Raw genomic sequence first — 21,504 nt, forward strand, 5'->3', positions numbered from 1 at the left:
CCTGTTCCCTGTTCCCTGTTCCCTGTTCCCTGTTCCCTGTTCCCTGTTCCCTGTTCCCTGTTCCCTGTTCCCTGTTCCCTGTTCCCTGTTCCCTGTTCCCTGTTCCCTGTTCCCTGTTCCCTGTTCCCTGTTCCCTAAGACTTCTTATCGCCTTCGAGGAAAATCTTATAGCCAATAAAGCCAATAACGCCGATAATCATAATCGTCGCGATCGCAGCACTCACCCGTACAACCAGAACAGCCGCCACGACAAAGGCTAAGAACTTACCGAACATCACTAGCTTTCTCCCCCACCGTTGCAGCTTTCCTTCCGGTTGCTCATGCTTAACGGTTTGGTGGAGAGGAGGTGGATTAATTTCCGCTTCGAGTTCGCGTAGTCGGAGTTCTCGCTCTCGTTGGATCAGGTCGTGTTCCCGGCGCTGCAGCTCCCGGTCTTCATTATTGGGAGAAGTCATGTCAGTTCATCCTAGTCAGAAATCGATCACAATAGGTTATGAAAAGGTTAAAAGCCCCTAGCAATTTAGCTGACTCGTATTCACCATGAATTTTCTCTTACTTTAACCTTAGAGCCTCAGCATCTGCTAGATCCGGTTAAAAAACTTTAGGGCAAATTCCCACTCCGGGAGCTGGGGAAGCTGGGGGAGCTGGGGGAGCTGGGAAAGCTGGGGAAGCTGGGGGAGCTGGGGAAGCTGGGGAAGCTGGGGAAGCTGGGGAAGCTGGGGAAGCTGGGGGAGCTGGGGGAGCTGGGGAAGCTGGGGAAGCTGGGGGAGCTGGGGAAGCTGGGGGAGCTGGGGAAGCTGGGAAAGCTGGGGGAGCAAGGGTACATTTGTCTTGAGCAAGGTGATGCCATACTTATGAAGGATGCTACCCAATTTCCTTGAATCAAACCCTCTGTCAATAAAGCTCAAAGTATTGATTGTTAATGGTTTTGGCTTTGTGCAGCAAGCCCTACTTAGATCACTATTCTTGTTGGGTTGACTGATGTTCAGCATCAACCAGGGTTTCTTTAGATTGATCGAGCATACCCTTACCAGAAGACGTGCGCTTTTTGGCATTAGTTGACGATTCTACAGGACGGATGTCGTCATGCAGATGAATCTGAATTTTCGGTCCCGAACTAGCTAGACGGATAATCATCCCATCCACAACAGGCGTCTGGGTAATGCGTTTCCCATCGATATAGGTTCCGTTAGCACCTAAGCTGATAATTCGCCAACCTGAACCATTCCGCCGAAGTTCAACATGGTGACGTGAAACGACGGCGCTGTATAAAATGACATCATTATCCGTAGACCGCCCAATCCGAATCACCGATTCCGATTTAAACGGCCAACTTTGAACAGGTACAGACTGGAGAGGATGCAGCAGGGTCAGAGTAATCACCGGTGTTACATCATTCAAAAACGTGGGTCCTTTCGACTGACTGAATACTTCTAGAGTGTCCCATGAGTCTAGAATAGGTTTTCCTTGAGGGATACCATCGATCAACCCTAACTATTTGTCAATGATCAGGAGTCAACAAGGTAAAAGATTTTTCCGGAAATATTATAGAATTTACTGGTAAATCAGGCTTCTATTATTAACCCCCCTCAGCTTCAGTACATAGGCAAGCGACTCAGGACACTTGGAACAAAAACGTTACCATGTCTCCTTTGCCTAGGCTAATGCGATCGCCTTTGCGTAAGCGATGGCGATCACCTTTCGGTAACGGGGTATGGTTGATGTATGTTCCATTGGCGCTGCCCACATCTTCAAGATAGTAGGTATCTCCCTCAACGCGAATATCTGCATGAACTCGTGAAACAATCTCAGAATTCGGAAAGCCAGACACATCAATATCAGGGGGAATCTGATCGTTGGGTTTACCGAGATGAATCACACTCAGATGGGAGGGGAGTTCTATTTTGGTCTGGGTTTGTAGGTGCAGCAGATAAACGGACTGCACCTGCAACTGCGTTTTGGCACTACCTGTCTTTGGTGTGGCTACAGGGGGCGGAGGGGGTTCTGTTTCCGGCTCCGGTGGGGCTGGCTTTTCTTCTTCTTCTGTTGTCGTTCCGGATTGACCAACCTGGGTAACGGGTAGCTCAGGAGGGGGATCGGGTTGCGGGTCAGGTATGGGTGATGGGGAACTCATTGAAAGAGGTTCGGGTTCAATTAGAGGGTCAGGGGGGTCTAAATCGGGTACATCGGGAACCGACACTGGAGCTGGTGTATCTGGGCTTCCCGTTGAGCCACTGGCTTTCAGGTTAAAACCACATTGACCGCAGAAGCTAGCGTCTGTTTGAACTGTTGTACCACAGTTGGGACAACTCATGCTTGCCGGTAAAGGTGTATAGCAGGCTTCGCATTGAGTCGCACCGTCTGGATTTTGGTGATTGCAGTTAGGGCAAACAATCATAAGCTATTCAAGATTCACGCATTCAAAATTACCAACAAAAGCGGTTTCACGTAGAGACGTTGCATGCAACGTCTCTACTGAGGACAAAACCGCCGAAATCCTTCGAGTCAGCATCAGCCTTCCTCCTTCATCAAAACACAGTTAACCGTTCTACCTTAATAACTTGTTACATCAGGCTCACAGGTTCTCTGTTGTGGAAATGAGCATTAGCCTTTCACAGCTTGACCGGCTTGCTGATCTAAAAGCCACCATAATTCGCCTTGAGGCTGAATGAACCGCGCCGGATAGGTCAAAGGGTCAGCCTCAGCCGCGAAGATTTGAGCCAGCGCTGGTTGCTTACCCGCCCCCGCCACCAGAAACATTACACAATGGGCTTGGTTAATCAAGGGTACAGTAAAAGTAATCCGAGGTTGACCATCTTTATTGCCCACAGTAATCCGGCGATCGCAAACCTGTAGCGCTTGGGTATGAGGAAATAAAGATGCCGTATGCGCGTCGTCACCAATACCCAATAAGATCAGATCAAATTGGGGAAACTCGTCGGCGGCTACACCAAAGAACTCCCCCAGTTGAGTATCATGCTTGGAGGCGTCTGCTTCCGGAGACTCCCCGTCTGTAGGGATTGGGTGAATATTCGTGGCTGGGATATCAACGTGATCCAACCAAGCCTGACGCGCCATCGCTTGATTGCTATCCGGGTGATCGGCTGGAACATAGCGTTCATCACCCCAAAAGATGTGCAGTTTATCCCAGGGGAGATTCTGGCTAGCTAGGGCTTCGTATAGAGGCTTGGGTGTACCGCCCCCCGCTAAAGCCAGGGTACAGCGCCCTGAGCGTTGGATTGCCTCCTGTATCTTCGTGAGGACAACATCACGCGATCGTTCAATCAGCGCGGCTTTATCAGGCAAAACTTCGACAATTTTCTTCATCAATCTGTGATCCTCCGGCTCAAAAGGTAAGTTGGTCTCGCCGACCATTTCGTTGGATAATTGCAGTAGACCCCTAGGGTAATCATTCAAATATCCATGAGTTAATATGGGCAAGTTATACATGAATCCTAATTGTCCCATACCGTATGGGGTACACTCGGTTCTAGGGTAAAAAAATGAAAAGTAGTACTATGTATTCTTCGTTCGCGGGTTTAGCACTTAAGATAGTCGGACTGATCATGATCCTATCGTCCTTGTTGGATTATCTGATCCTGATTATTCCCTCTCCTGGTGTTAGCCCCCTTCAGAATGAATGGCAGCTAAATCTAACCACCCAGCTCGTTGATCGGGGTGTTATCCCGATGGTGGGAATTGCCTTTTTGATAGCAGGATCTTGGATCAGCAATAACAGTGGTGGCTCCTTACCGGAGCGAAAATCGTCGATAACGGACTTGAGATTCTGGGCATTTTTACTCTCGAGCCTATTGGGTTTACTCTTCCTGTTGCTTGTCCCCTTGCACTTTAACAATGTCCGCATCCAAAGCAATCAAGCGATAGAACAGATTACTCAGCAAGCCCAGCAAGCTGAAACCCAACTGGAAACGCAAGTTCAGCAAATTGATACTCTGCTTGAAGATCCACAACAGCTAGAACGACTAAACCAAGCCATTGAAAGCGGTCAAGCTCAAGGAGAGCAACTCCAGCGACTCCAGGCACTCCGAGAACAATTGCAGGCGCTCAAAACAGATCCCGAAGCGATCGCTCAAAGAACCGAGCAAGCTCAGACTCAAATCCGCAGTCGTAGACAAGAACTTGAGCAACGCGCCCGAACTGAGGCATTAAAAAGAGGTATCCGTATCGGTTTAAGCAGCTTACTTTTAGCCATTGGCTACAGCATCATTGGCTGGATGGGATTGCGGAACTTGAGCAGTTAATCTGCAAGTCATTGCTATGCGAGCAACAGGCAAAAAGGTTTGATAACAGTCTCTAAATTGTCAGTTGATCGAGATTTACGATTCAATAGAAGATACACAGAAGCGTCCTAATCACCCATTCCCAGATAACAAATAACCTCTATTCGAGCCAGTTGCCAACTGCTGTAGGTAATCCCCAGTTCTGCTTTTCTGTGCCATCGGTTACGATTGGCATTGAGGCGGATTGGGGTTCTCAATTTCAGCAAACCGCTTTAGCTAGACTCATTTTTTTACAACTTTTGACATGTTCTCGATTTATATCCTCACCTACAACGAAGAACGAGATATTGAAGCGTGCATCAACTCAGCGCGTCTCTCGGATGACATCATTGTGGTAGATTCGTGTAGTAGCGATCGCACGGTAGAACTTGCCCAACGTTATCCTGTGCGAGTTCTATCTCATGCCTTTGAAAGTCATGGGCGTCAGCGTACTTGGATGCTGGAGAACCTCCCCACTAAGTATGAATGGGCTTACATCCTAGAAGCGGATGAACGGATGACCCCAGCCCTATTTGCTGAATGCCTAGAGGCGATAAAAAACAACCAGTACGTGGGATATTATGTCGCTGAACAGGTCATGTTCATGAATCGATGGATTCGTCACTGTACTCAGTATCCTCGTTACCAACTCCGCTTACTGCGAAAAGGTCAAGTCTGGTTTACCGATTATGGTCATACAGAACGAGAAGTTTGTCAGGGAGCTATCGGCTTTTTGAAAGAAACCTATCCGCACTATACCTGTAGTAAGGGGTTTAGTCGTTGGATTGAAAAACATAACCGTTACTCCACCGATGAAGCCCGAGAAACCTTACACCAACTTGAACAAGGCAGCGTCAACTGGGGGAATTTGCTGCTGGGGCGATCAGAAGTAGAACGGCGTCATGCCCTCAAAGATCTGTCGTTACGCTTGCCCTTTCGTCCATTACTACGCTTTCTCTATATGTACATTTTCCTCGGAGGCTTCCTGGATGGACGTGCTGGCTTTACCTGGTGTACCTTACAGGCATTTTATGAATATCTAATTACCCTCAAGGTTTGGGAACTCAAGGATCAACAACTGCCCACCATTGAGACAACTGATTCCCAACTCTCTTTCTAAAGACCAACAAGCTTAAATAGAGATATCAATACTTGCAACAATTCTTAACAAGCTTTACAACTAGAGATAGAACCCTCGACCAGGAGTACTGCTTCACTGGGGCAGCAAAAGGGGGTTGAGCAGGAGTTCATCTCCCTCAACGGCTGGGAAAGCTGGCAGTGATTGCCGTGATCAGGTCAAGGTTTCAACAGCTTATACCAGTAATTGAGGGAGCAATGACAGACGTTTAAGAGCCATTGTAAGGAGAGTCAATACTCTGTGATCCAACGCTTCAAGCAGGACTTAAAAAACGACCTAATCGCCGGTCTTCTAGTAGTGATTCCCCTCGCTACCACAATCTGGCTGACGATTACCATCGCCAATTGGGTGATCAATTTTCTCACCCGTATCCCTAAGCAACTCAACCCCTATAATAACCTCCACCCCATTTTGGTCAATCTCTTGAATTTACTGGTAGGGCTAACGGTGCCCCTCCTGTGCATTCTACTGATTGGCTTAATGGCACGTAATATTGCTGGGCGGTGGTTGCTGGATTTAGGGGAACGAGTGTTGCAGGCAATTCCCCTGGCTGGATCAGTCTATAAAACACTCAAACAGTTATTGGAAACCTTGCTTAAGGATTCCAGCAGTAAATTTCGGCGGGTGATTTTGGTAGAGTATCCGCGTCAGGGAATGTGGGCGATCGCCTTCGTCACGGGGACAGCAACGGGTGAAATTCAAGGCAAACTCAACGCCACCATGTTGAATATTTTTATCCCCACCACTCCGAATCCGACCACCGGATGGTATGCTATTGTGCCGGAAACGGAAGTGATTAATCTTTCCATGTCCATCGAAGATGCCTTTAAGGTATTAATATCCGGTGGAATTGTTGGACCGAGTGAATCCATGGGTGTACCCCTCCAGATGCCATACGGCAAGACGAAGCGAGAGCAACCTCTATCAGATATGCTCCAACAGCAGATGTTACCCACTGAAGAAAGTTCGTAGTGATTAGGGATTGGGGAAAAGAGCAAGAGGGGGACAAAGGACAAAGGACATAGCTAGATTCTCGCTGCTCAAGGGAGCGAGTAGGACAAAGGACAAAAGACAAAGGACAAAACCATGCAACCTCGCAGAATTGCTCGTGAACTGGCACTTTTAGGTCTCTCTCAGATGTCTCGTGAACCGGAACAGCTTGATGAAAAACAACTGAGCCAGATGGTATTAGTCGCCGTGAGGACTCTAACCGATGAAATTAACGAAGCCTTAGAAACAGCCTCAGCCGAACTCAAACGCGGGAGCGATCGCCTTCTCGGTAGTGAAACCCGTGCGATCGATGTGCGAAGTTCCAAAACGATGGTTGCTGAAGCCATTGAACTGACTCAGAAGGCGATTAACCGTATCGGTGTCGCGGTAGAAATCCCGGAAATGATTCAGCTTGCTAATCAAGCCGACGTGCGGGCTTATGCGATAGAAATTCTACAGGCGATTCGTCGTAGACAAGTCGAAATTGACGAAATACTGGTTAAATCACTTAAAGATTGGCAAATCAATCGCTTACCCCGCATTGACCGCGATATTTTGCGAATAGCGGTGGCAGAAATGGCATTTTTAGGGATTCCTGATCGGGTTGCTATTAACGAAGCCATAGAACTGGCTAAACGCTACAGCGATCAAGAAGGGCATCGATTTGTGAATGGCGTGTTGCGTCGCGTCACTACCTGCCTTCAGGAGTCAGAGTCTCCAGCTCTAGAAAAGTTCATATAAGTAAGTCGGTTAGCCCAGGTGAACGAGGATCGTCATTTGTCCTTTGTCCTTTGTCATACTCGCTTCCCTTGAAAGCAAGCTCAAAACTGACAACTCACACTATTTCTAATTAGGTGCAATGGTATTTAATTGGTTCCGCCGCCAAGTTGGTAAAAGTGCAGCCTCTTCCGAGGAGAAAGAAGAGAAGCAAGAACAGCAGTCAGCCACTCCCCCGGTTGAATCGCCGAAATCGGAGAGTGAGTCTGCTACTCAGGAGCAATCATCAACAGTTGCTGATGATTATCTGAGTTGGGCAAAAGCTGCTTATACAAACCTGCAAAAGCAGGAGTCAGCGCCCTCAGAAGCTGAAACTGAAGCGCCAGAGGTACAACCTGACACGGCTGAATCTGCCCAGGCTGAACTAACAGAGAGTACAGAAGCCACAGAAACTGCCCCGGAAACGGTGGAAGCAGGGGTAGCAGAGGAAGCAGAGGTAGCAGAGGTAGCAGAGGTAGCAGAGGTAGCAGAGGTAGCAGAGGTAGCAGAGGTAGCAGAGGAAGCAGGGGTAGCAGGGGTAGCAGAGGAAGCAGAGGAAGCAGAGGAAGCAGGGGTAGCAGAAGTTAGAGTTGATCAGAGTAGTACAGCCACCTCCCCAGAATCTCCGGTTGTAACTGAGGCGGAAACCGACACCGAACAAGCAGAACCTGAAGAAACGGAGGCTCCAAAGGCTTCAGATACCATAGCCGACGTGGAAACTGACACAGAGGAACCTGAACCTAGGGCGGCTGAAGAATCAGCAACTGTGCCAATTTGGGCAAGGAAATCCGAACGGGAAGAACGACTTAAACGGCTTGAAGCAACGGCAATTGAGACGCCAGAACCGGAATCTGTCGCGCCACCCACAACCCAACCCGAAGCCGAGGCGGATATCGCCTTGGATGAAGAATTTTTGTGGTCAGCCAAAGTCTTAGCCGATCAAGGGCGTACCCCTGAGGATGTCTCCGCTGAGGAAATTAGCTGGCTCAAACAGCTTCGTTCTGGATTGGGCAAAACTCGTCGCGGCTTAGTCAATCAACTCAAGTCTATTGTCGGTCAAGGTCCGTTGAACCAAGACGCCGTGATGGAAATTGAGGCGTTGCTGTTGCAAGCGGATGTGGGTATCGAGGCAACGGATTACATTATTGAAACCCTGCAAGCTAGAATGCGCCAGGAAGTCTTGCCTCCTGAACAGGCGATCGCGTATTTGAAACAAATTCTCCGGGATTTACTGGATAAACCTTGTCGCGAGTCTTACGGTTCCACTTTTTTCCCGGAAAAAGACACCCTGAATATCTGGTTGATGACGGGGGTGAATGGTGCGGGAAAAACCACCACGATTGGCAAACTGGCTCACTTAGCCAATAAATCGGATTACAAGTGTTTGATTGGTGCTGCCGATACCTTCCGGGCGGCGGCGGTGGAACAGGTGAAGATTTGGGGAGAACGCAGTAGCACAGAGGTGATTGCTAATCCGGGCAAGAATACTGATCCAGCCGCTGTGGTATTCGATTCAATCACAGCCGCTCAAGTCCGAAATACGGAATTGCTTTTGGTAGACACCGCAGGGCGTTTGCAAAATAAGAAAAATCTGATGGAGGAATTGGCGAAAATTCGCCGGATTATTGACAAAAAAGCACCTGAGGCGAAGGTGGAATCGTTGCTGGTATTGGATGCTACCCTCGGTCAAAATGGTTTGCGTCAAGCTGAGGTGTTCTCGGAAGCGGCAAAACTGAGTGGTGTGGTGTTGACTAAGTTGGATGGTACGGCTAAAGGCGGTGTGGCTTTGGCGATCGTGCAGCAATTGGGATTGCCGATTCGGTTTGTCGGGGCTGGGGAAGGGATTGAAGATTTACGTCCCTTCTCAAGTTATGAGTTTGTCGAAGCGTTATTGAGTGGATAATCAGACTGGCAAGCTTTGGATTCGTTATTTGCTCCTGGGTATCCCAAAGGACAAATGACCAATGACAAATGACCAATGACAAATTCCCAAAAAATGAGAAAAATATGTAGTGATGTAACAATAACCGGATCAGATTAAGAAACATTGCAATAACTTGAACCCGTTGCTATGGTATGCATTGTCCATTTAGCGAATGCTGGTTGGAACTATGAATATCATGCTAAAGATTGGCGACTATGCTCATCATCGTTCAAGTGGGAACGTGGGTAAAGTTGTAGCTTATGGGCATCAAATCGTAGATGGTGTGTATTTACCCACTCTCAACGTTGAAGTACAGGTAGTGAATGAGAGTGGAAAGAAGAAACGAATATTTATTGAAGACGTGTTTCAGGAATGGATGCAGGTTGAGCAAGGCGTTCATTTAGGGAAGCCGACTGAGACGGATTTAGCGATCGCGTAACATTGAAGCTGATAATGTCGGTAACCGCATCGGTGATGTCAGGACAAACTCTCCTCAACCTCTGTCACTCAACCAACGGTCTAGTGATATCAATCGTAATTGTGCCGCCAAAGTCAGGGATAGGAGCTGCAGGTTTACTCAGCCGCACTTGTACTCGCTCTACTCTATCGAGCTCTAACAGAGCATCTGCGATCGCGCTGGCTAATTTTTCCACTAAGGAAACCTTAGAATTGGCGATCAGTTGCTTAACTGTGTCAATGGCTTGGCGGTAATCCAGCGTGTCTTTAATGTCGTCACTCTCACCAGCGGGAGCTAAATCTAGCCATAACGTGAGATCCACTTCAAACCATTGTCCAAGTACCCGCTCTTCTGGCAGATAACCCGTATAGCCGTAAGACCGAATTTTATTGACCTGTATGCAATCCATAGATAAGTAGGTAGGGACAATTAAAGTTAACGGCGGTGATCGTCATTTGTCATTCGTCATTTGTCATTTGTCATTTGTCATTTGTTAGGGAACAGGGAACAGGGAACAGGGAACAGTGTAACGTAGAGCAGTTAACTCACGGCTCCCCCATCTCCCCCAGCTTCCCAGACGTGCCATGGCACGTCTCTACATTGCTTCCCCAGCTTCCCCAGCTCCCCCTGCTTTTCAGCTTAAGTTGACACCAATGCGCCATCCCCTCATCCCCTATAAGCATTCTCTCTATGCTTTCTATTGAAAATCCAAATGCAAAGAATGGAGCATCGTCAGTTAATCTAATTGAAGAAATATTAGGAAGCGTTACAAACCTTAACTCTTCCCGGAAAGTATGAGAAAGTGTTGCCAAGACTGAACCATTCTGAGTACACTGTCGTTCTCTCACTCCTCCGAGTCTAATGCGAATCACGAATCGTATACATTTTAGAAACCTGCAAGGTGACATATTCGGGGGGATTACTGCTGCGATTATCGCCCTCCCCATGGCACTGGCTTTCGGTGTTGCTTCTGGTGCTGGCGCTGTAGCTGGTCTTTGGGGTGCAGTTTTAGTTGGCTTCTTTGCTGCCCTATTTGGTGGTACACCCACTCTCATTTCTGAACCCACAGGTCCAATGACCGTGGTCATGACTGCTGTTATCGCTAACCTCACGGCGACGGCGGGTACAGAAAAGGGTATGGCTATGGCATTTACCGTAGTCATGATGGCAGGGGTATTCCAGATTATTCTGGGTACATTGCGGTTGGGTCGATACGTTACCCTGATGCCCTATACCGTAGTATCTGGATTTATGTCTGGGATTGGATTTATCCTGGTCATCCTACAACTTTCACCATTTCTGGGACAGGAGAGTTCTAAGGATAGCATCCTGGGTACAATTCAAAACATACCTGACCTGGTAAGCAATACCCACTACGGTGAAACGGCTCTGGCTGTTTTGACGGTTGCGATTCTGGTACTACAGCCATTTTTATTGCAATCTGTGCCGTCTAATGTTAAGAAGTTTTTCCCACCGCCCCAGTTAATCGCGCTGGTGATCGGAACGGTAGTAGCATTGGTTATGTTCCCTGAGATGGGCGATATTCGCCGCATTGGTGAAATCCCTCAAGCTTTACCTACTTTACAGGTTCCAACTTTTAGCCCGGCAGAATTCCAAACCATGCTCATTAATGCCTTGGTTTTGGCGATGCTCGGTTGTATTGATGCTCTACTCACTTCCGTTGTTGCCGATAGCTTAACTCGTAGTCAGCATGACTCGAACAAAGAATTAATTGGTCAAGGGTTAGGAAACTTAGCATCCGGATTATGTGGCGGTATCGCTGGTGCTGGTGCAACTATGGGAACTGTGGTGAATATCCAAACTGGTGCTAGAACTGCCATATCAGGTTTAACTCGTGCCTTAATCTTGCTAGTCGTCATTTTAGGTGCTGCTAGTCTAACGGCTTGGATTCCGATGGCGGTTCTGGCTGGAATTGCCCTCAAGGTTGGTATAGATATTATCGACTGGGGTTTCCTGAAGCGAGCGCATAAGGTTTCGATTAAGGGCGCCATGATTATGTATGGCGTGATCATCCTGACTGTATTTGTTGACTTGATTGTTGCTGTTGGCGTTGGTGTATTCGTTGCTAATCTATTGACCATTGAACGTCTCTCCAAACTTCAAGCCAAGGATGTCAAGACGATTACGGATGCCGATGATGCTATCCAGATGACCCCTGAAGAGAAAGAACTGATTGATCAAACTGATGGTCGCATCCTATTGTTCCACCTAAGTGGACCGATGATCTTTGGGGTATCCAAGGCAATCTCCCGTCAGCAAAATGCGATGGCAGATCATGATGTCCTGATTGTAGACTTAAGTGATGTTCCACACTTGGGTGTTACCTCTTCGTTGGCGATTGAAAATTCCATCCAAGAAGCTATTGATAAAGGTCGTCAAGTCTTCATTGTTGGTGCTACGGGTCAGATTAAACGACGCCTGGAAAAATTTGGCATTCTGTCAATGTTACCTGCCCATAATTTGCACGTTGATCGGACAGAAGCATTGCGGCAAGCCGTTGCTGTGGTCAAGAGATATGAACTTCCAGCAAATGGTATATTGTCTACTGCCTATCCCACTCAATCCGATGATGTTGCCATCAGCAACTAGCCGGTTCTAATTAGGGATGATAAGAAAGGATTGGGATAATTATTAAAAATATTAAATCTGTAAATTTTCTTAATTTTGCCATAAAGACTTATAATTATAGTACAACTTAAACTTAGTAAAATAAGGTTTGTTTTTGCCAATTAACCAGATGCAAACCTTTGTCTAGACCGATAAGGATAGGTCTGTGCCCAAAAACCGAGCCAGATGATCTGCCAATAAATTGATCACGTTAGGGTTGTGCGATAGGTATTCCTTTTATCTCAGCGCACTCTATGGAGGGGCTAAATATATTTGAGTGTCACTCAACCTCAAAGGTAACTCATCAATCAATCTCACAGACTTGAAAATAAACAATAGATGCAGACCATGATTTTTTCCGACCTGATACAACCAATTCCCATATTAGCAACAGCGCCAGAAAATGGGTCAATTGTACTCGCTGGTGTGTTGCTCAGTTTAGTTATCATTTATCTTGCCAGTAAACTGGGCGGAGAGTTATCCAAGGCAGTTGATTTACCGCCAGTTTTAGGTGAATTAGTCGGCGGTGTTGTCGTGGGTGTTTCAGCCTTGCATCTGCTAGTTTTTCCCGAAAGTGGCGCGGTGGCGGCTGATTCGCTACTAATGAAGCTGCTGCAATGGATTGGTGATTTAAGCCCAGAGGCTGTCATCAGTGTCTTTGAAACCCAGAGTGAAGTCGTCTCGGTTTTAGCCGAAATTGGGGTAATCATCCTCTTATTTGAGATTGGCTTAGAATCAGACTTACGGGATCTCAAAGAAGTCGGTTATCAAGCGGCAATTGTGGCGGTGGTGGGTGTCGTCGCTCCCTTTGCAGCGGGTACAGCCGGATTAATGTTTTTCTTTAATGTTGGGGCGATTCCGGCAATTTTTGCAGGTGCAGCGTTAACCGCCACCAGTATTGGGATTACGTCTAAAGTTCTCTCGGAATTAGGGCGTCTCAAATCAAAAGAAGGTCAAATTATTGTGGGGGCTGCGGTTATTGATGATGTTTTGGGTATCATCGTCTTAGCCGTGGTTGCGAGTCTGGCGAAAACAGGTGAGGTTGATGTTTTCAACGTTATCTATCTGATTATTAGTGCGACTGTTTTCCTCCTCGGTTCTATTTTGCTGGGTAAGTTTTTCAACCAGTCTTTTGTTACGATCGCGGATAAGTTACAAACGCGAGGTCAATTGGTTATTCCGGCGTTTACTTTTGCGTTTTTAATGGCGTTCTTAGCGAATGTAATCCAATTAGAAGCGATTTTAGGAGCATTTGCCGCAGGATTAGTTCTGGATGAAACGGATAAGCGCAAAGAACTGGATAAGCAAGTGGTTCCCATTGCCGATATTTTAGTCCCCATTTTCTTTGTGGCTGTGGGTGCTAAAGCCGATTTAGGCGTTCTCAATCCTGCGGTTCCGGAAAATCGGGAAGGATTAGTGATTGCTGTCTTCTTAATTGGGGTAGCGATTATCGGGAAATTGGTTACAGGTTGGACGTTTATTGGTCAACCTCAAATTAACCGCTTGGCGATTGGGGTTGGTATGATTCCTCGTGGTGAAGTGGGATTGGTGTTTGCGGGAATTGGTTCAGCTAGTGGGGTTTTGAGTAAGCCTTTAGAAGCGGCGATTATCATTATGGTAATTCTGACGACATTCTTAGCCCCACCGTTCTTGCGAGTAGCGTTTAAAGGTTCACCGGAAGCGGCGGAAGTTGAAGAGTCTAAAGAAGCTCTGGAACAAGCAGATTTGTTTGGATAGAGAACTGTAGGGGCACGACAGTGCCCATTCGTGTCAACTTAAGGCGAAAACCCATTCATTTTGTAGGTTGAGTAGATAAACAATGGTGCGTTACGCTTTGCTAACGCACCCTACGTCTATGGAAAACTGGTTGACTGATGCCTAATTTCAGCTAATGCTTGATGTAACGCTGCACGATGCATCCAGCCAACGAACCCACTGTAAAGACATTCCCTTTCAGGATTCGCAACAAAAATATGGTCAACGTGTAACGGACTTGTCCAGATGCGAACCGTGAATCCGTTGGCAAAGGTGATGTAGGGTTGACTCCGGGGAAAGTCTCGCCGATGAGCATCGGTCATTCCAGGTATTGACTGCAAGCATTCAATTAACTGAGCGGTAAAATCGAAGGGGTAAGGGTCAGTTATTGTCGGATTTGCCCAAAATTCCCGGATAATTCCAATGACAGTAGGATGATTTTTGAGTTGGGCATGGGCTAAATTAGGAATACTTACAAACTTGGCATGGGAAAACTTGGTTGATTCAACAGTAATTGTGCCGTCACTACCCCTATCCCTATCGCCAGCAATGACTAACGTAGGAATCTTTTTGGCGATGGATTGGGCAATCTGGCGGCGATTGATACCTAGCGCACCAGCCATACCAATCCCAACACCTAAGGGGTCTATTATTCGGGCTAAATCTGACCCGCCAATGGGGGATGCAACCAGGACAAACGATTCTATCTGAGACCACCATTCGGGATGTTGATTGAGAATTTCTAGCCAAATTAAACCACCCATGGAATGACCGATAATTCGGATTGGGGTATCCGGATACTGAGTAATGGTTTCAGTGGCGACTCTTTCTACCTGTTGAATTAACGGCTCAATGCGCCACCAGGTTTTCAACCAACCGAGATTAGGTGTAACCAAGTGAGACTGGGGAGTGGCTAAGGATTTCGCTAGGGCTGCGATCGCGTGATGGGTATCCGCCCAGCCATGTTGGGCAAATATAATAAAGTCTGGGGTTTGGTTCATGGGCATAATTGTCCATTCTGTCAGCTAAACGCCTGTCTGATAACTTGCCACAAAATACTCGGTTTAAAAAGTATCGTGGTGGGTTTGATCAGATGAATTACCTCGATAAAACTTTGGTAAACTTCAGCTCTTTCACTGGCAACGAGAATCACCTTATCAATATACTGCTGTAGAAATCGAGTCATTAGATTCGGTTTATCTCCTATTGTAGTAGACCAACGCAAATCATCAGCCGTTGCCATTAACCAAGGTGTTTGGTTGACTAGAGCGAGCTTTGTTTGAAAATGCTTTCCCAGATCTTTTAGATCGGGATTCGAGCGATGTTGAGTGTATTGCTTAAAACATTGGTCTAACACTAAGGCACCTAAACTTGCAACAGTCATCCCTTGACCATAAACAGGATTGAAGGTGCAAACGGCATCACCGACTACCACAAAGTTGTCGGGAAAGTGAGATAATCGTTCATAGTGACGCAGGCGGTTTTCTGTGCGTCGGTAGCCATAGATAGGAGAAATCGGTTGAGCATGTTTAATTGCTTCATAAACGGATGGATGGCTAAGACTTTGTGCAAAGTCTAGAAAACCCGCTTCATCAGTGGGAGGATAGTCTTTACCTACACCAATGAGACAAACTATCCAGCGATCGCCCTCTACTCGATAGAGTACACCTCCCCTTGACTGATGGGGAGCCTGAGGCATTAAATACAATACATGATAATCTAACGGTTCATTGCCCAAGGATTGATACCAGCGACTCGCATACCCTAAAAAGGCATTGACGATAGTTTCCTGGGGGGCTTCATAGCCTACATTTTTTAACCACTGGGGCGTTTGAGAATTTCGTCCACTAGCATCTACGACAAACTGGGCAGATAATTGAGTGTCTGTACCGTTAGAATTTCGCAGTTTTACACCTTCAACAGTGGTACGGTTAGGATTGAGTAATAAACCTGTCACTGTAATCGCTTCTTTAAAGTCCAGATTCCTGTAAGCCGCCAAACGTTTACGGATCAAGAATTCGAGCAAATTCCGGCTACACGCCTGAGTTTTTAGGTGAGACGGAAAACGGGGAGACCAACCACCCGGTAATAACCACTGAAAATCTGCCGTCCAGTTGAGAGTAGAGACATCCAAGCCAGCCAGTTCTTCTTCCAATCCAGGAAATAACTGATTCAAGATGCGATATCCCTGAGTTAACAGGACATGAAGCTGATGGGATTGGGGAACTCCTGCACGAGGTTCAGGTTGTTCGGGAACGCGATCGCGTTCAATAATCGTCACCTGATCAAAATGATCGGCTAGCACCCGTGCGGTTAACAGTCCGGCTATACTACCACCGATAACAATTACCTTTTGTGGGGTTTTAACAGGGGTTTCTTGGACGTTGGCTGTGATTTCCACGAGTGTCTAAATTAGATTGGGCGATGAAAAAAACGATCAGTTGTCAATGATAACTGGATTTTGCCAAAAGTCCCGAATCACTTCCGCTACAGCCGGATGATTTTTTAGGGTGGGATGGGATAATGTGGGTAGATAAAAGAAATTTGCACCGGGAACCTTTGTTTCTTCTAGAGTGACTGCACCATCTGTTCCGCCACCTATATCGCCCGCAATCACTAACGTGGGAATCACTTTAGCAATAGATTCCGCCATCTGGCGGCGATTGTCAAGCATTGCCCCGGCTATCCCGACACCCATTCCCAAAAAGGTAAAATTTCGGGCTAAATCCACCCCGCCAATAGGAGAAGCCACGAGAACAAATGACTCCACCTGAGACCACCATTCAGGATGTTGGTTGAGAAGTTCTACCCAGATTAATCCGCCAAGGGAATAACCAATAATCCGGATCGGGGTTTGGGGATACTGGGCAATTGTTTCCGTGGCTATTCCTTCCACCTGCTTGATTAACGGCTTAATTCGCCACCAAGTTTTCCACCAACCCAGATTGGGTGTAATCACCAGCGTCTGGGGAGTCCCCAGAGTTTGCACCATCGCTGCGATCGCCTCTTCTGTATCCGCCCAGCCGTGTTGAGCAAATAGAATATAATCTGGGGTTTTTTGCATTGTGATAAGCTGTTCGGCATTTAAACCTTAATGTTAGCAATGGCGAAATCCTTGACGTAGTGTGAGCATCTTGCTCACTACATTGAGCATCTTGCTCACTACATTGAGCATCTTGCTCACTACATTGAGCATCTTGCTCGCTACTAATACCCAATTTAAATGCATTACAGCTTAGTCAGATGAGGAAGCTGGGGGAGATGGGGTGATGGGGTGATGAGGAAGTTAACTTAAAACTCTATCTTACCTGTTCCCTGTTCCCTGACATAAGACAACTTATCCACTCAGTTTAGCTTTAACCATAGCTTGAATCTTACGACCTTCAGCACGCCCTTTGACTTTTTCCATGGCGGGTCCCATAACCTTCCCCATGTCTTTCATTGAACTTGCGCCAGTTTGGGTAATAATTTCATCCAGGATTGCTTCAATTTCCTGATCGGATAGGGGGGAAGGGAGATAGTTTTCAAGTATGGCTAACTCTTTGGCTTCTTGTTCCGCCAAGTCTTCCCGTCCAGCGTTACGATACTGTTCCATTGAATCCCGACGCTGTTTGGCAAGTTGGGCTAAGAGTTCAAGTTCCTGAGTTTCGGTAAGCGTCTCTTGTCCTTGAGGACGCAAGCTGACCTCTTTTTCCAGGATCAGCTTTTTTATACTGCGAACCGTTTCCAGCCAAACTTTATCTTTCGCCTTCATCGCGACTTTGATATCTTCAGAGATGCGGTCTTTGAGGCTCATTATTACTATTGAGGAAACAACTGATTAAATTATAAAGAGCAAACCGGGCATTCAACGGGATTGGCTCATTTAGGATTTTAAGTTGAATGGCACTGAATTCATGCTGGTGGGCAGTGCCCACCCTACGATAAGCTGTCACGCATTTAAATATTTCAGTGCCATTGATTTTCAGTTATTCATCGAGATATACCCAACGATGCTCATTCTTCATCACCCAAAACTCCTCGACTTCATGCAGGCTGACTATTGTGTGTCAGATATTCAGCAGTTATTCGAGTTTCTCAAAAACCAAGGCACATTTCAGTTTCCCTCACTAGACAATGGCTTATTTGCGGCGGCTTTATTAAAAAGTGACACCGAATACACCGACTATACCAGTGTCTGGGTACGAGATAATCTCTATATTGCTCACGCTCATTATGTTATGGGAGAGGTTGAAACTGCTCTGAAAACCGTTAAGGCGCTGATCAGCTATTTCAATAAGTATCGATGGCGTTTTATCAAGATTATTGAGGGCGAAGCTGACCCCCAGAATGTGATGGAGCGACCTCATGTTCGGTTTGATGGCAAAAAAATGAGAGAAATCAATCAAAAATGGGCGCACGCGCAAAACGATTCATAGATAATGTTATTACTCATCTGCAAGGTGACTATGGTATCCGGCGTTACCTGGGGGACTATTATCTTTGGACTTAAGTTTCAGCACCATCAACAGTCCCAGTATTTACAGCAACAAATCTATTACCTGAATCGTTCTCTGGGGCAAATTACCGGAAAAGATAACCAGTTTGGCGAATTTAAATGTCCGGAACTTTATCATCGAGAAGATGACTCCTATGTTCCCAGTGATACCACACCATTACTTTGGACACAAGCGAATTTAGCTGTGGCGCTGAAAATGATGGAGAAGAGTTTATCAGTAGGTGGGAAAAATTAAAGTTAATGGTTGAGATTAGGGAACAGGGAACAGGGAACTGTATTAATTTGGTAGTTTATTTTAATCTTCATCTTCCTCTTGTTCCCTCTGCCACTGGGTTAACACTTCACCTGGATTAAACCCACGATACTGAAGGTAGTTCCACACCTTTCGCTTCGTCTTCGGGTCAATATTATAAAAATCAGTAATTTTATACTTTCGCACCACCTTGGCTTTCAAACCCTCCAGTTGTCCCCCTTCCTCGTCCTCAGTGTTAGACTGCCATATTTGTTCAAAGAATTCCGAATCAATTCCCTTATCTCGGCATTTACGCTTAATAACTATTTTCCCATATTTTCCACGATAGGACGTAATCATGCTTTCGACAAAGCGAGTATCAGACTGATCATTTAGGCGTTGCAGCTTCTCAATAGATTCAGTAATATCATTTGGATCAAACCCTTTGTATTGCGCTTTTTTAGTCAGTTCATAAGTACTATATTCTCGACGAGCTAAAAGTTTATAGAAATAGTCAATGCAATTCATTGATTGTCAGGATTAAGGTCAGTTAAAAGGAAACAGGGAACAGGGAATGGCGAACAGTAAGGATTTGACGCTTGTTAACATTTCTTAGTACAGCAGACAGGATTTAGGACTTTCTTTAACAGCCCAAAAATCGGGGAAAGATCACGTTCCACCGGAACCTCTCTACTACATACAGTGCTTTTTAAGTAAGTGAGGTACACAGACAGATCCCTGACTTCGTAGGAGTTGTCGGGGATCTTGCTTAGAAGACTGTACCTCATCAACCACCAAATCTGCTATATCCATCCTCCTCTGTTCCCCTAGCTCCCCCAGATTCCTACCCTAGAAGGATGAATCATCAGCCTACCCCCTGTCAGGATAGTCCTGTAGACATGGTGGCTACCAGTTAACGAGAAAATCAATCCTGATACTGTCGCCGCAGGAATGGCACAAAGCTGCTGCGGAAACGTTAGCTGTGTAGATTCAAAGAGCAATCGCCTAGAGAGTCTCAGCGAAAACGACGCCATACTCTATGGCATTCCACCTGAAATTGGGTTAATTAGACCTGATATTCGTTGTGCTGTTTCTGTGAAAAAAAGGAGGTTTCATGCAATGCGAACAATGGTGGAAAAACGCGGTAATTTATCAGATTTCGCCGTGGAGTTTCAAAGACACCACGGAAAATGGCAAAGGCGACTTAGAAGGGATTATTGAGACACTTGATTATATTGCTGCCCTTGGTGTTGATGCCATCTGGTTAACGCCTATCTTTCAATCCCCGATGAATGATCTAGCGTATGACATTACCGACATGTGTGAGGTTGATCCCATGTTTGGCAGCCTTGAAGATTTTGAGCGATTACTAAACTTATCTCACGCGCTGGGGATGAAAGTAATGCTTGATCAGGTTTGGAATCATACCTCAGATCAGCATCCTTGGTTCCAGGAAAGTAAAAAAAGTCGGGATAATCCCAAAGCCGACTGGTATGTCTGGGCTGACCCCAAAGAAGATGGTTCACCCCCGAATAATTGGCTATCCGCTTTTATGGGTGAAAGCGCTTGGCAATGGTCTGGTGAACGTCAACAATTTTACTTCTATAATTTCCTCTCCAGTCAACCGGATTTGAATTGGCATAATCCGGACGTCGTTGATGCTTTGATGAAACGAGCAAAATTCTGGCTGGAGTTAGGTGTAGATGGTTTTCGGATTGATGCGCCTAACTTTTTCTTGCATGATGCCCAATTGCGAGACAATCCGCCTCGCCCCGATGATGCACTGTTACCCGATGGTGTCGCCCCCGATAATCCCATTGTTCGGCAGTTATTGAAATACAATTTTTGCCGTGAAGAAACCTTAGAAATCCTCAAACCGATTCGGGAACTGGTGGATCAGTATCCTGGGGTAATCACCTTAGCTGAAGTCACCTTCTGTGAAGACTCAATTGTGCTATCGAGTCAGCATGTGGGACCCGATAAACTACATCTGGCATATAACAGTGCTTTGCTGGTTGATGAACCGATTAGCGCTAAATTAATGCACGATACCCTGAAGAAAGTAGAACATTATTTCAGCGACGGTGGTAATTGCTGGATTGTCGGGAATCATGATTATGGTCGTCTCAAATCCTGTTGGACAGGAAAGGATGTCAATGGGAATCCCTACCCTGACGAATTTTATCATGGAATTGCGGCAATGTTAATTTCTATACCAGGGACGTTTTGTCTCTATCAGGGAGATGAGTTAGGCTTACCCGAAGCCAAGATTCCAGAGGATATTCCTCCCGAAGAAATTAAAGATCCCTTTGGTAAAGCCCTTTACCCAGAAGTCCCTGGACGCGATGGTTCCCGCACCCCCATGCCTTGGAAATCTTATGCCGCCAATGCTGGATTTACTATCGCCCAACGCGCCTGGTTACCTGTTCCTGATTCTCATTTGAATCGAGCCGTAAATCACCAAGAACCTAATCCCAATTCCCTATTAAATACCTGGCGGCGGCTGATGCATTGGCGTCAAGAGCAACCCGCTTTAATTTGGGGAATGACGAATGCTAAAGTTCTGGATACCGATGAACCTTTATTTGCTTTTATTCGGGAATCCGCTGAACAGCGTTTACTGTGTATGTTTAATCTCGGTGATACGCCAGTCCAGTATGATTTATCGGCTTATCCAGACTGCCAGGAAGTTAAGGGTTCTGGGTTTACCGCAGACCGATCCGGTGATATGTTGAAAATTCCCGCTTATGGTGTCTTTTTTGGAGAGTTATTTTAGGAATTTCTTCATTCACCAAAAATTTGTGTCAGGCTGTACTTAGAGCCTTAGTACAGGGCAAACCCACAAG

22 protein-coding genes are annotated in these 21,504 nt (G+C 46.3%); 11 read left to right on the forward strand and 11 right to left on the reverse strand.

Annotated features, from left to right (window positions below):
• Positions 1-134 precede the first annotated feature (134 nt).
• The 4 genes from RIB93_RS15625 to pgl form a co-directional block, all read right to left on the reverse strand.
• Positions 135-455, reverse strand: a complete 321-nt coding sequence (locus RIB93_RS15625) for a hypothetical protein (RefSeq protein ID WP_446373658.1) — start codon at positions 453-455, stop codon at positions 135-137.
• A 505-nt stretch (positions 456-960) separates the two neighbouring features.
• On the reverse strand, positions 961-1,383 hold the full coding sequence (locus tag RIB93_RS15630; protein WP_446373659.1) for an FHA domain-containing protein: 423 nt from the start codon (positions 1,381-1,383) through the stop codon (positions 961-963).
• A gap of 232 nt (positions 1,384-1,615) precedes the next feature.
• Entirely contained in the window at positions 1,616-2,398 is a 783-nt protein-coding gene (locus tag RIB93_RS15635; protein WP_446373660.1) for an FHA domain-containing protein, read from the reverse strand.
• Between the two features lie 206 nt (positions 2,399-2,604).
• Complete coding sequence (pgl, locus tag RIB93_RS15640; RefSeq protein WP_446373661.1) at positions 2,605-3,327, reverse strand: 6-phosphogluconolactonase; 723 nt, start codon at positions 3,325-3,327, stop codon at positions 2,605-2,607.
• Positions 3,328-3,518: 191 nt separating this feature from the next.
• Between pgl and hpsJ-B the strand changes: the two genes are divergently transcribed.
• A complete protein-coding gene (hpsJ-B, locus tag RIB93_RS15645; protein WP_446373662.1) occupies positions 3,519-4,262 on the forward strand; it encodes a hormogonium polysaccharide biosynthesis protein HpsJ in 744 nt (247 codons plus the stop codon).
• 107 nt (positions 4,263-4,369) lie between these two features.
• Here the strand turns inward: hpsJ-B and RIB93_RS15650 are convergent, their stop codons facing one another.
• Complete coding sequence (locus tag RIB93_RS15650; protein WP_446373663.1) at positions 4,370-4,498, reverse strand: hypothetical protein; 129 nt, start codon at positions 4,496-4,498, stop codon at positions 4,370-4,372.
• Positions 4,499-4,545: 47 nt separating this feature from the next.
• Here RIB93_RS15650 and RIB93_RS15655 point away from each other — a divergent pair, with 47 nt between their 5' ends.
• The 5 genes from RIB93_RS15655 (at position 4,546) to RIB93_RS15675 (ending at position 9,527) form a co-directional block, all read left to right on the forward strand.
• The gene (locus RIB93_RS15655) at positions 4,546-5,400 is read left to right on the forward strand and encodes a glycosyltransferase family 2 protein (protein WP_446373664.1); all 855 of its coding nucleotides are present in this window, start codon (positions 4,546-4,548) and stop codon (positions 5,398-5,400) included.
• A gap of 258 nt (positions 5,401-5,658) precedes the next feature.
• Positions 5,659-6,390 carry a DUF502 domain-containing protein gene (locus RIB93_RS15660; RefSeq protein WP_446373665.1) on the forward strand — a complete coding sequence of 244 codons (732 nt, stop codon included), beginning with the start codon at positions 5,659-5,661 and terminating at the stop codon, positions 6,388-6,390.
• A 114-nt stretch (positions 6,391-6,504) separates the two neighbouring features.
• The gene (gene nusB / locus RIB93_RS15665; protein WP_446373666.1) at positions 6,505-7,149 is read left to right on the forward strand and encodes a transcription antitermination factor NusB; all 645 of its coding nucleotides are present in this window, start codon (positions 6,505-6,507) and stop codon (positions 7,147-7,149) included.
• A gap of 118 nt (positions 7,150-7,267) precedes the next feature.
• A complete protein-coding gene (gene ftsY, locus RIB93_RS15670) occupies positions 7,268-9,067 on the forward strand; it encodes a signal recognition particle-docking protein FtsY (RefSeq protein WP_446373667.1) in 1,800 nt (599 codons plus the stop codon).
• Between the two features lie 208 nt (positions 9,068-9,275).
• The gene (locus tag RIB93_RS15675) at positions 9,276-9,527 is read left to right on the forward strand and encodes a hypothetical protein (protein WP_446373668.1); all 252 of its coding nucleotides are present in this window, start codon (positions 9,276-9,278) and stop codon (positions 9,525-9,527) included.
• Positions 9,528-9,591: 64 nt separating this feature from the next.
• Here the strand turns inward: RIB93_RS15675 and folB are convergent, their stop codons facing one another.
• Complete coding sequence (gene folB, locus RIB93_RS15680; protein WP_446373669.1) at positions 9,592-9,954, reverse strand: dihydroneopterin aldolase; 363 nt, start codon at positions 9,952-9,954, stop codon at positions 9,592-9,594.
• Between the two features lie 452 nt (positions 9,955-10,406).
• Here folB and bicA point away from each other — a divergent pair, with 452 nt between their 5' ends.
• Together bicA and RIB93_RS15690 are read left to right on the forward strand one after the other, a co-directional pair.
• Complete coding sequence (bicA, locus tag RIB93_RS15685) at positions 10,407-12,155, forward strand: bicarbonate transporter BicA (protein ID WP_446373670.1); 1,749 nt, start codon at positions 10,407-10,409, stop codon at positions 12,153-12,155.
• A gap of 366 nt (positions 12,156-12,521) precedes the next feature.
• Complete coding sequence (locus tag RIB93_RS15690) at positions 12,522-13,910, forward strand: cation:proton antiporter (RefSeq protein ID WP_446373684.1); 1,389 nt, start codon at positions 12,522-12,524, stop codon at positions 13,908-13,910.
• A 116-nt stretch (positions 13,911-14,026) separates the two neighbouring features.
• Here RIB93_RS15690 and RIB93_RS15695 read toward each other — a convergent pair whose 3' ends face one another.
• From RIB93_RS15695 to RIB93_RS15710, 4 genes are all read right to left on the reverse strand, one after another.
• Positions 14,027-14,929 carry an alpha/beta fold hydrolase gene (locus RIB93_RS15695; protein ID WP_446373671.1) on the reverse strand — a complete coding sequence of 301 codons (903 nt, stop codon included), beginning with the start codon at positions 14,927-14,929 and terminating at the stop codon, positions 14,027-14,029.
• Between the two features lie 20 nt (positions 14,930-14,949).
• Positions 14,950-16,329 (reverse strand): FAD-dependent oxidoreductase, encoded by a 1,380-nt coding sequence (locus RIB93_RS15700; RefSeq protein WP_446373672.1) that lies wholly within the window; start codon positions 16,327-16,329, stop codon positions 14,950-14,952.
• 36 nt (positions 16,330-16,365) lie between these two features.
• Positions 16,366-16,992, reverse strand: coding sequence for an alpha/beta hydrolase (locus RIB93_RS15705; RefSeq protein WP_446373673.1), 627 nt, complete (start codon positions 16,990-16,992; stop codon positions 16,366-16,368).
• 273 nt (positions 16,993-17,265) lie between these two features.
• On the reverse strand, positions 17,266-17,724 hold the full coding sequence (locus RIB93_RS15710) for a GatB/YqeY domain-containing protein (RefSeq protein WP_446373674.1): 459 nt from the start codon (positions 17,722-17,724) through the stop codon (positions 17,266-17,268).
• Between the two features lie 196 nt (positions 17,725-17,920).
• Here RIB93_RS15710 and RIB93_RS15715 point away from each other — a divergent pair, with 196 nt between their 5' ends.
• On the forward strand, positions 17,921-18,346 hold the full coding sequence (locus RIB93_RS15715; protein ID WP_446373675.1) for a hypothetical protein: 426 nt from the start codon (positions 17,921-17,923) through the stop codon (positions 18,344-18,346).
• Between the two features lie 3 nt (positions 18,347-18,349).
• Positions 18,350-18,661 (forward strand): hypothetical protein, encoded by a 312-nt coding sequence (locus tag RIB93_RS15720; protein WP_446373676.1) that lies wholly within the window; start codon positions 18,350-18,352, stop codon positions 18,659-18,661.
• A gap of 60 nt (positions 18,662-18,721) precedes the next feature.
• On the opposite strand, the gene RIB93_RS15725 is transcribed toward RIB93_RS15720, so the two are convergent.
• Positions 18,722-19,186, reverse strand: a complete 465-nt coding sequence (locus tag RIB93_RS15725; protein ID WP_446373677.1) for a regulatory protein RecX — start codon at positions 19,184-19,186, stop codon at positions 18,722-18,724.
• Positions 19,187-19,772: 586 nt separating this feature from the next.
• Between RIB93_RS15725 and RIB93_RS15730 the strand changes: the two genes are divergently transcribed.
• Positions 19,773-21,434 carry an alpha-glucosidase family protein gene (locus RIB93_RS15730; protein WP_446373678.1) on the forward strand — a complete coding sequence of 554 codons (1,662 nt, stop codon included), beginning with the start codon at positions 19,773-19,775 and terminating at the stop codon, positions 21,432-21,434.
• Positions 21,435-21,504 lie beyond the last annotated feature (70 nt).

Source organism: Coleofasciculus sp. D1-CHI-01, assembly GCF_040218875.1.
GTDB lineage: Bacteria > Cyanobacteriota > Cyanobacteriia > Cyanobacteriales > Coleofasciculaceae > Coleofasciculus.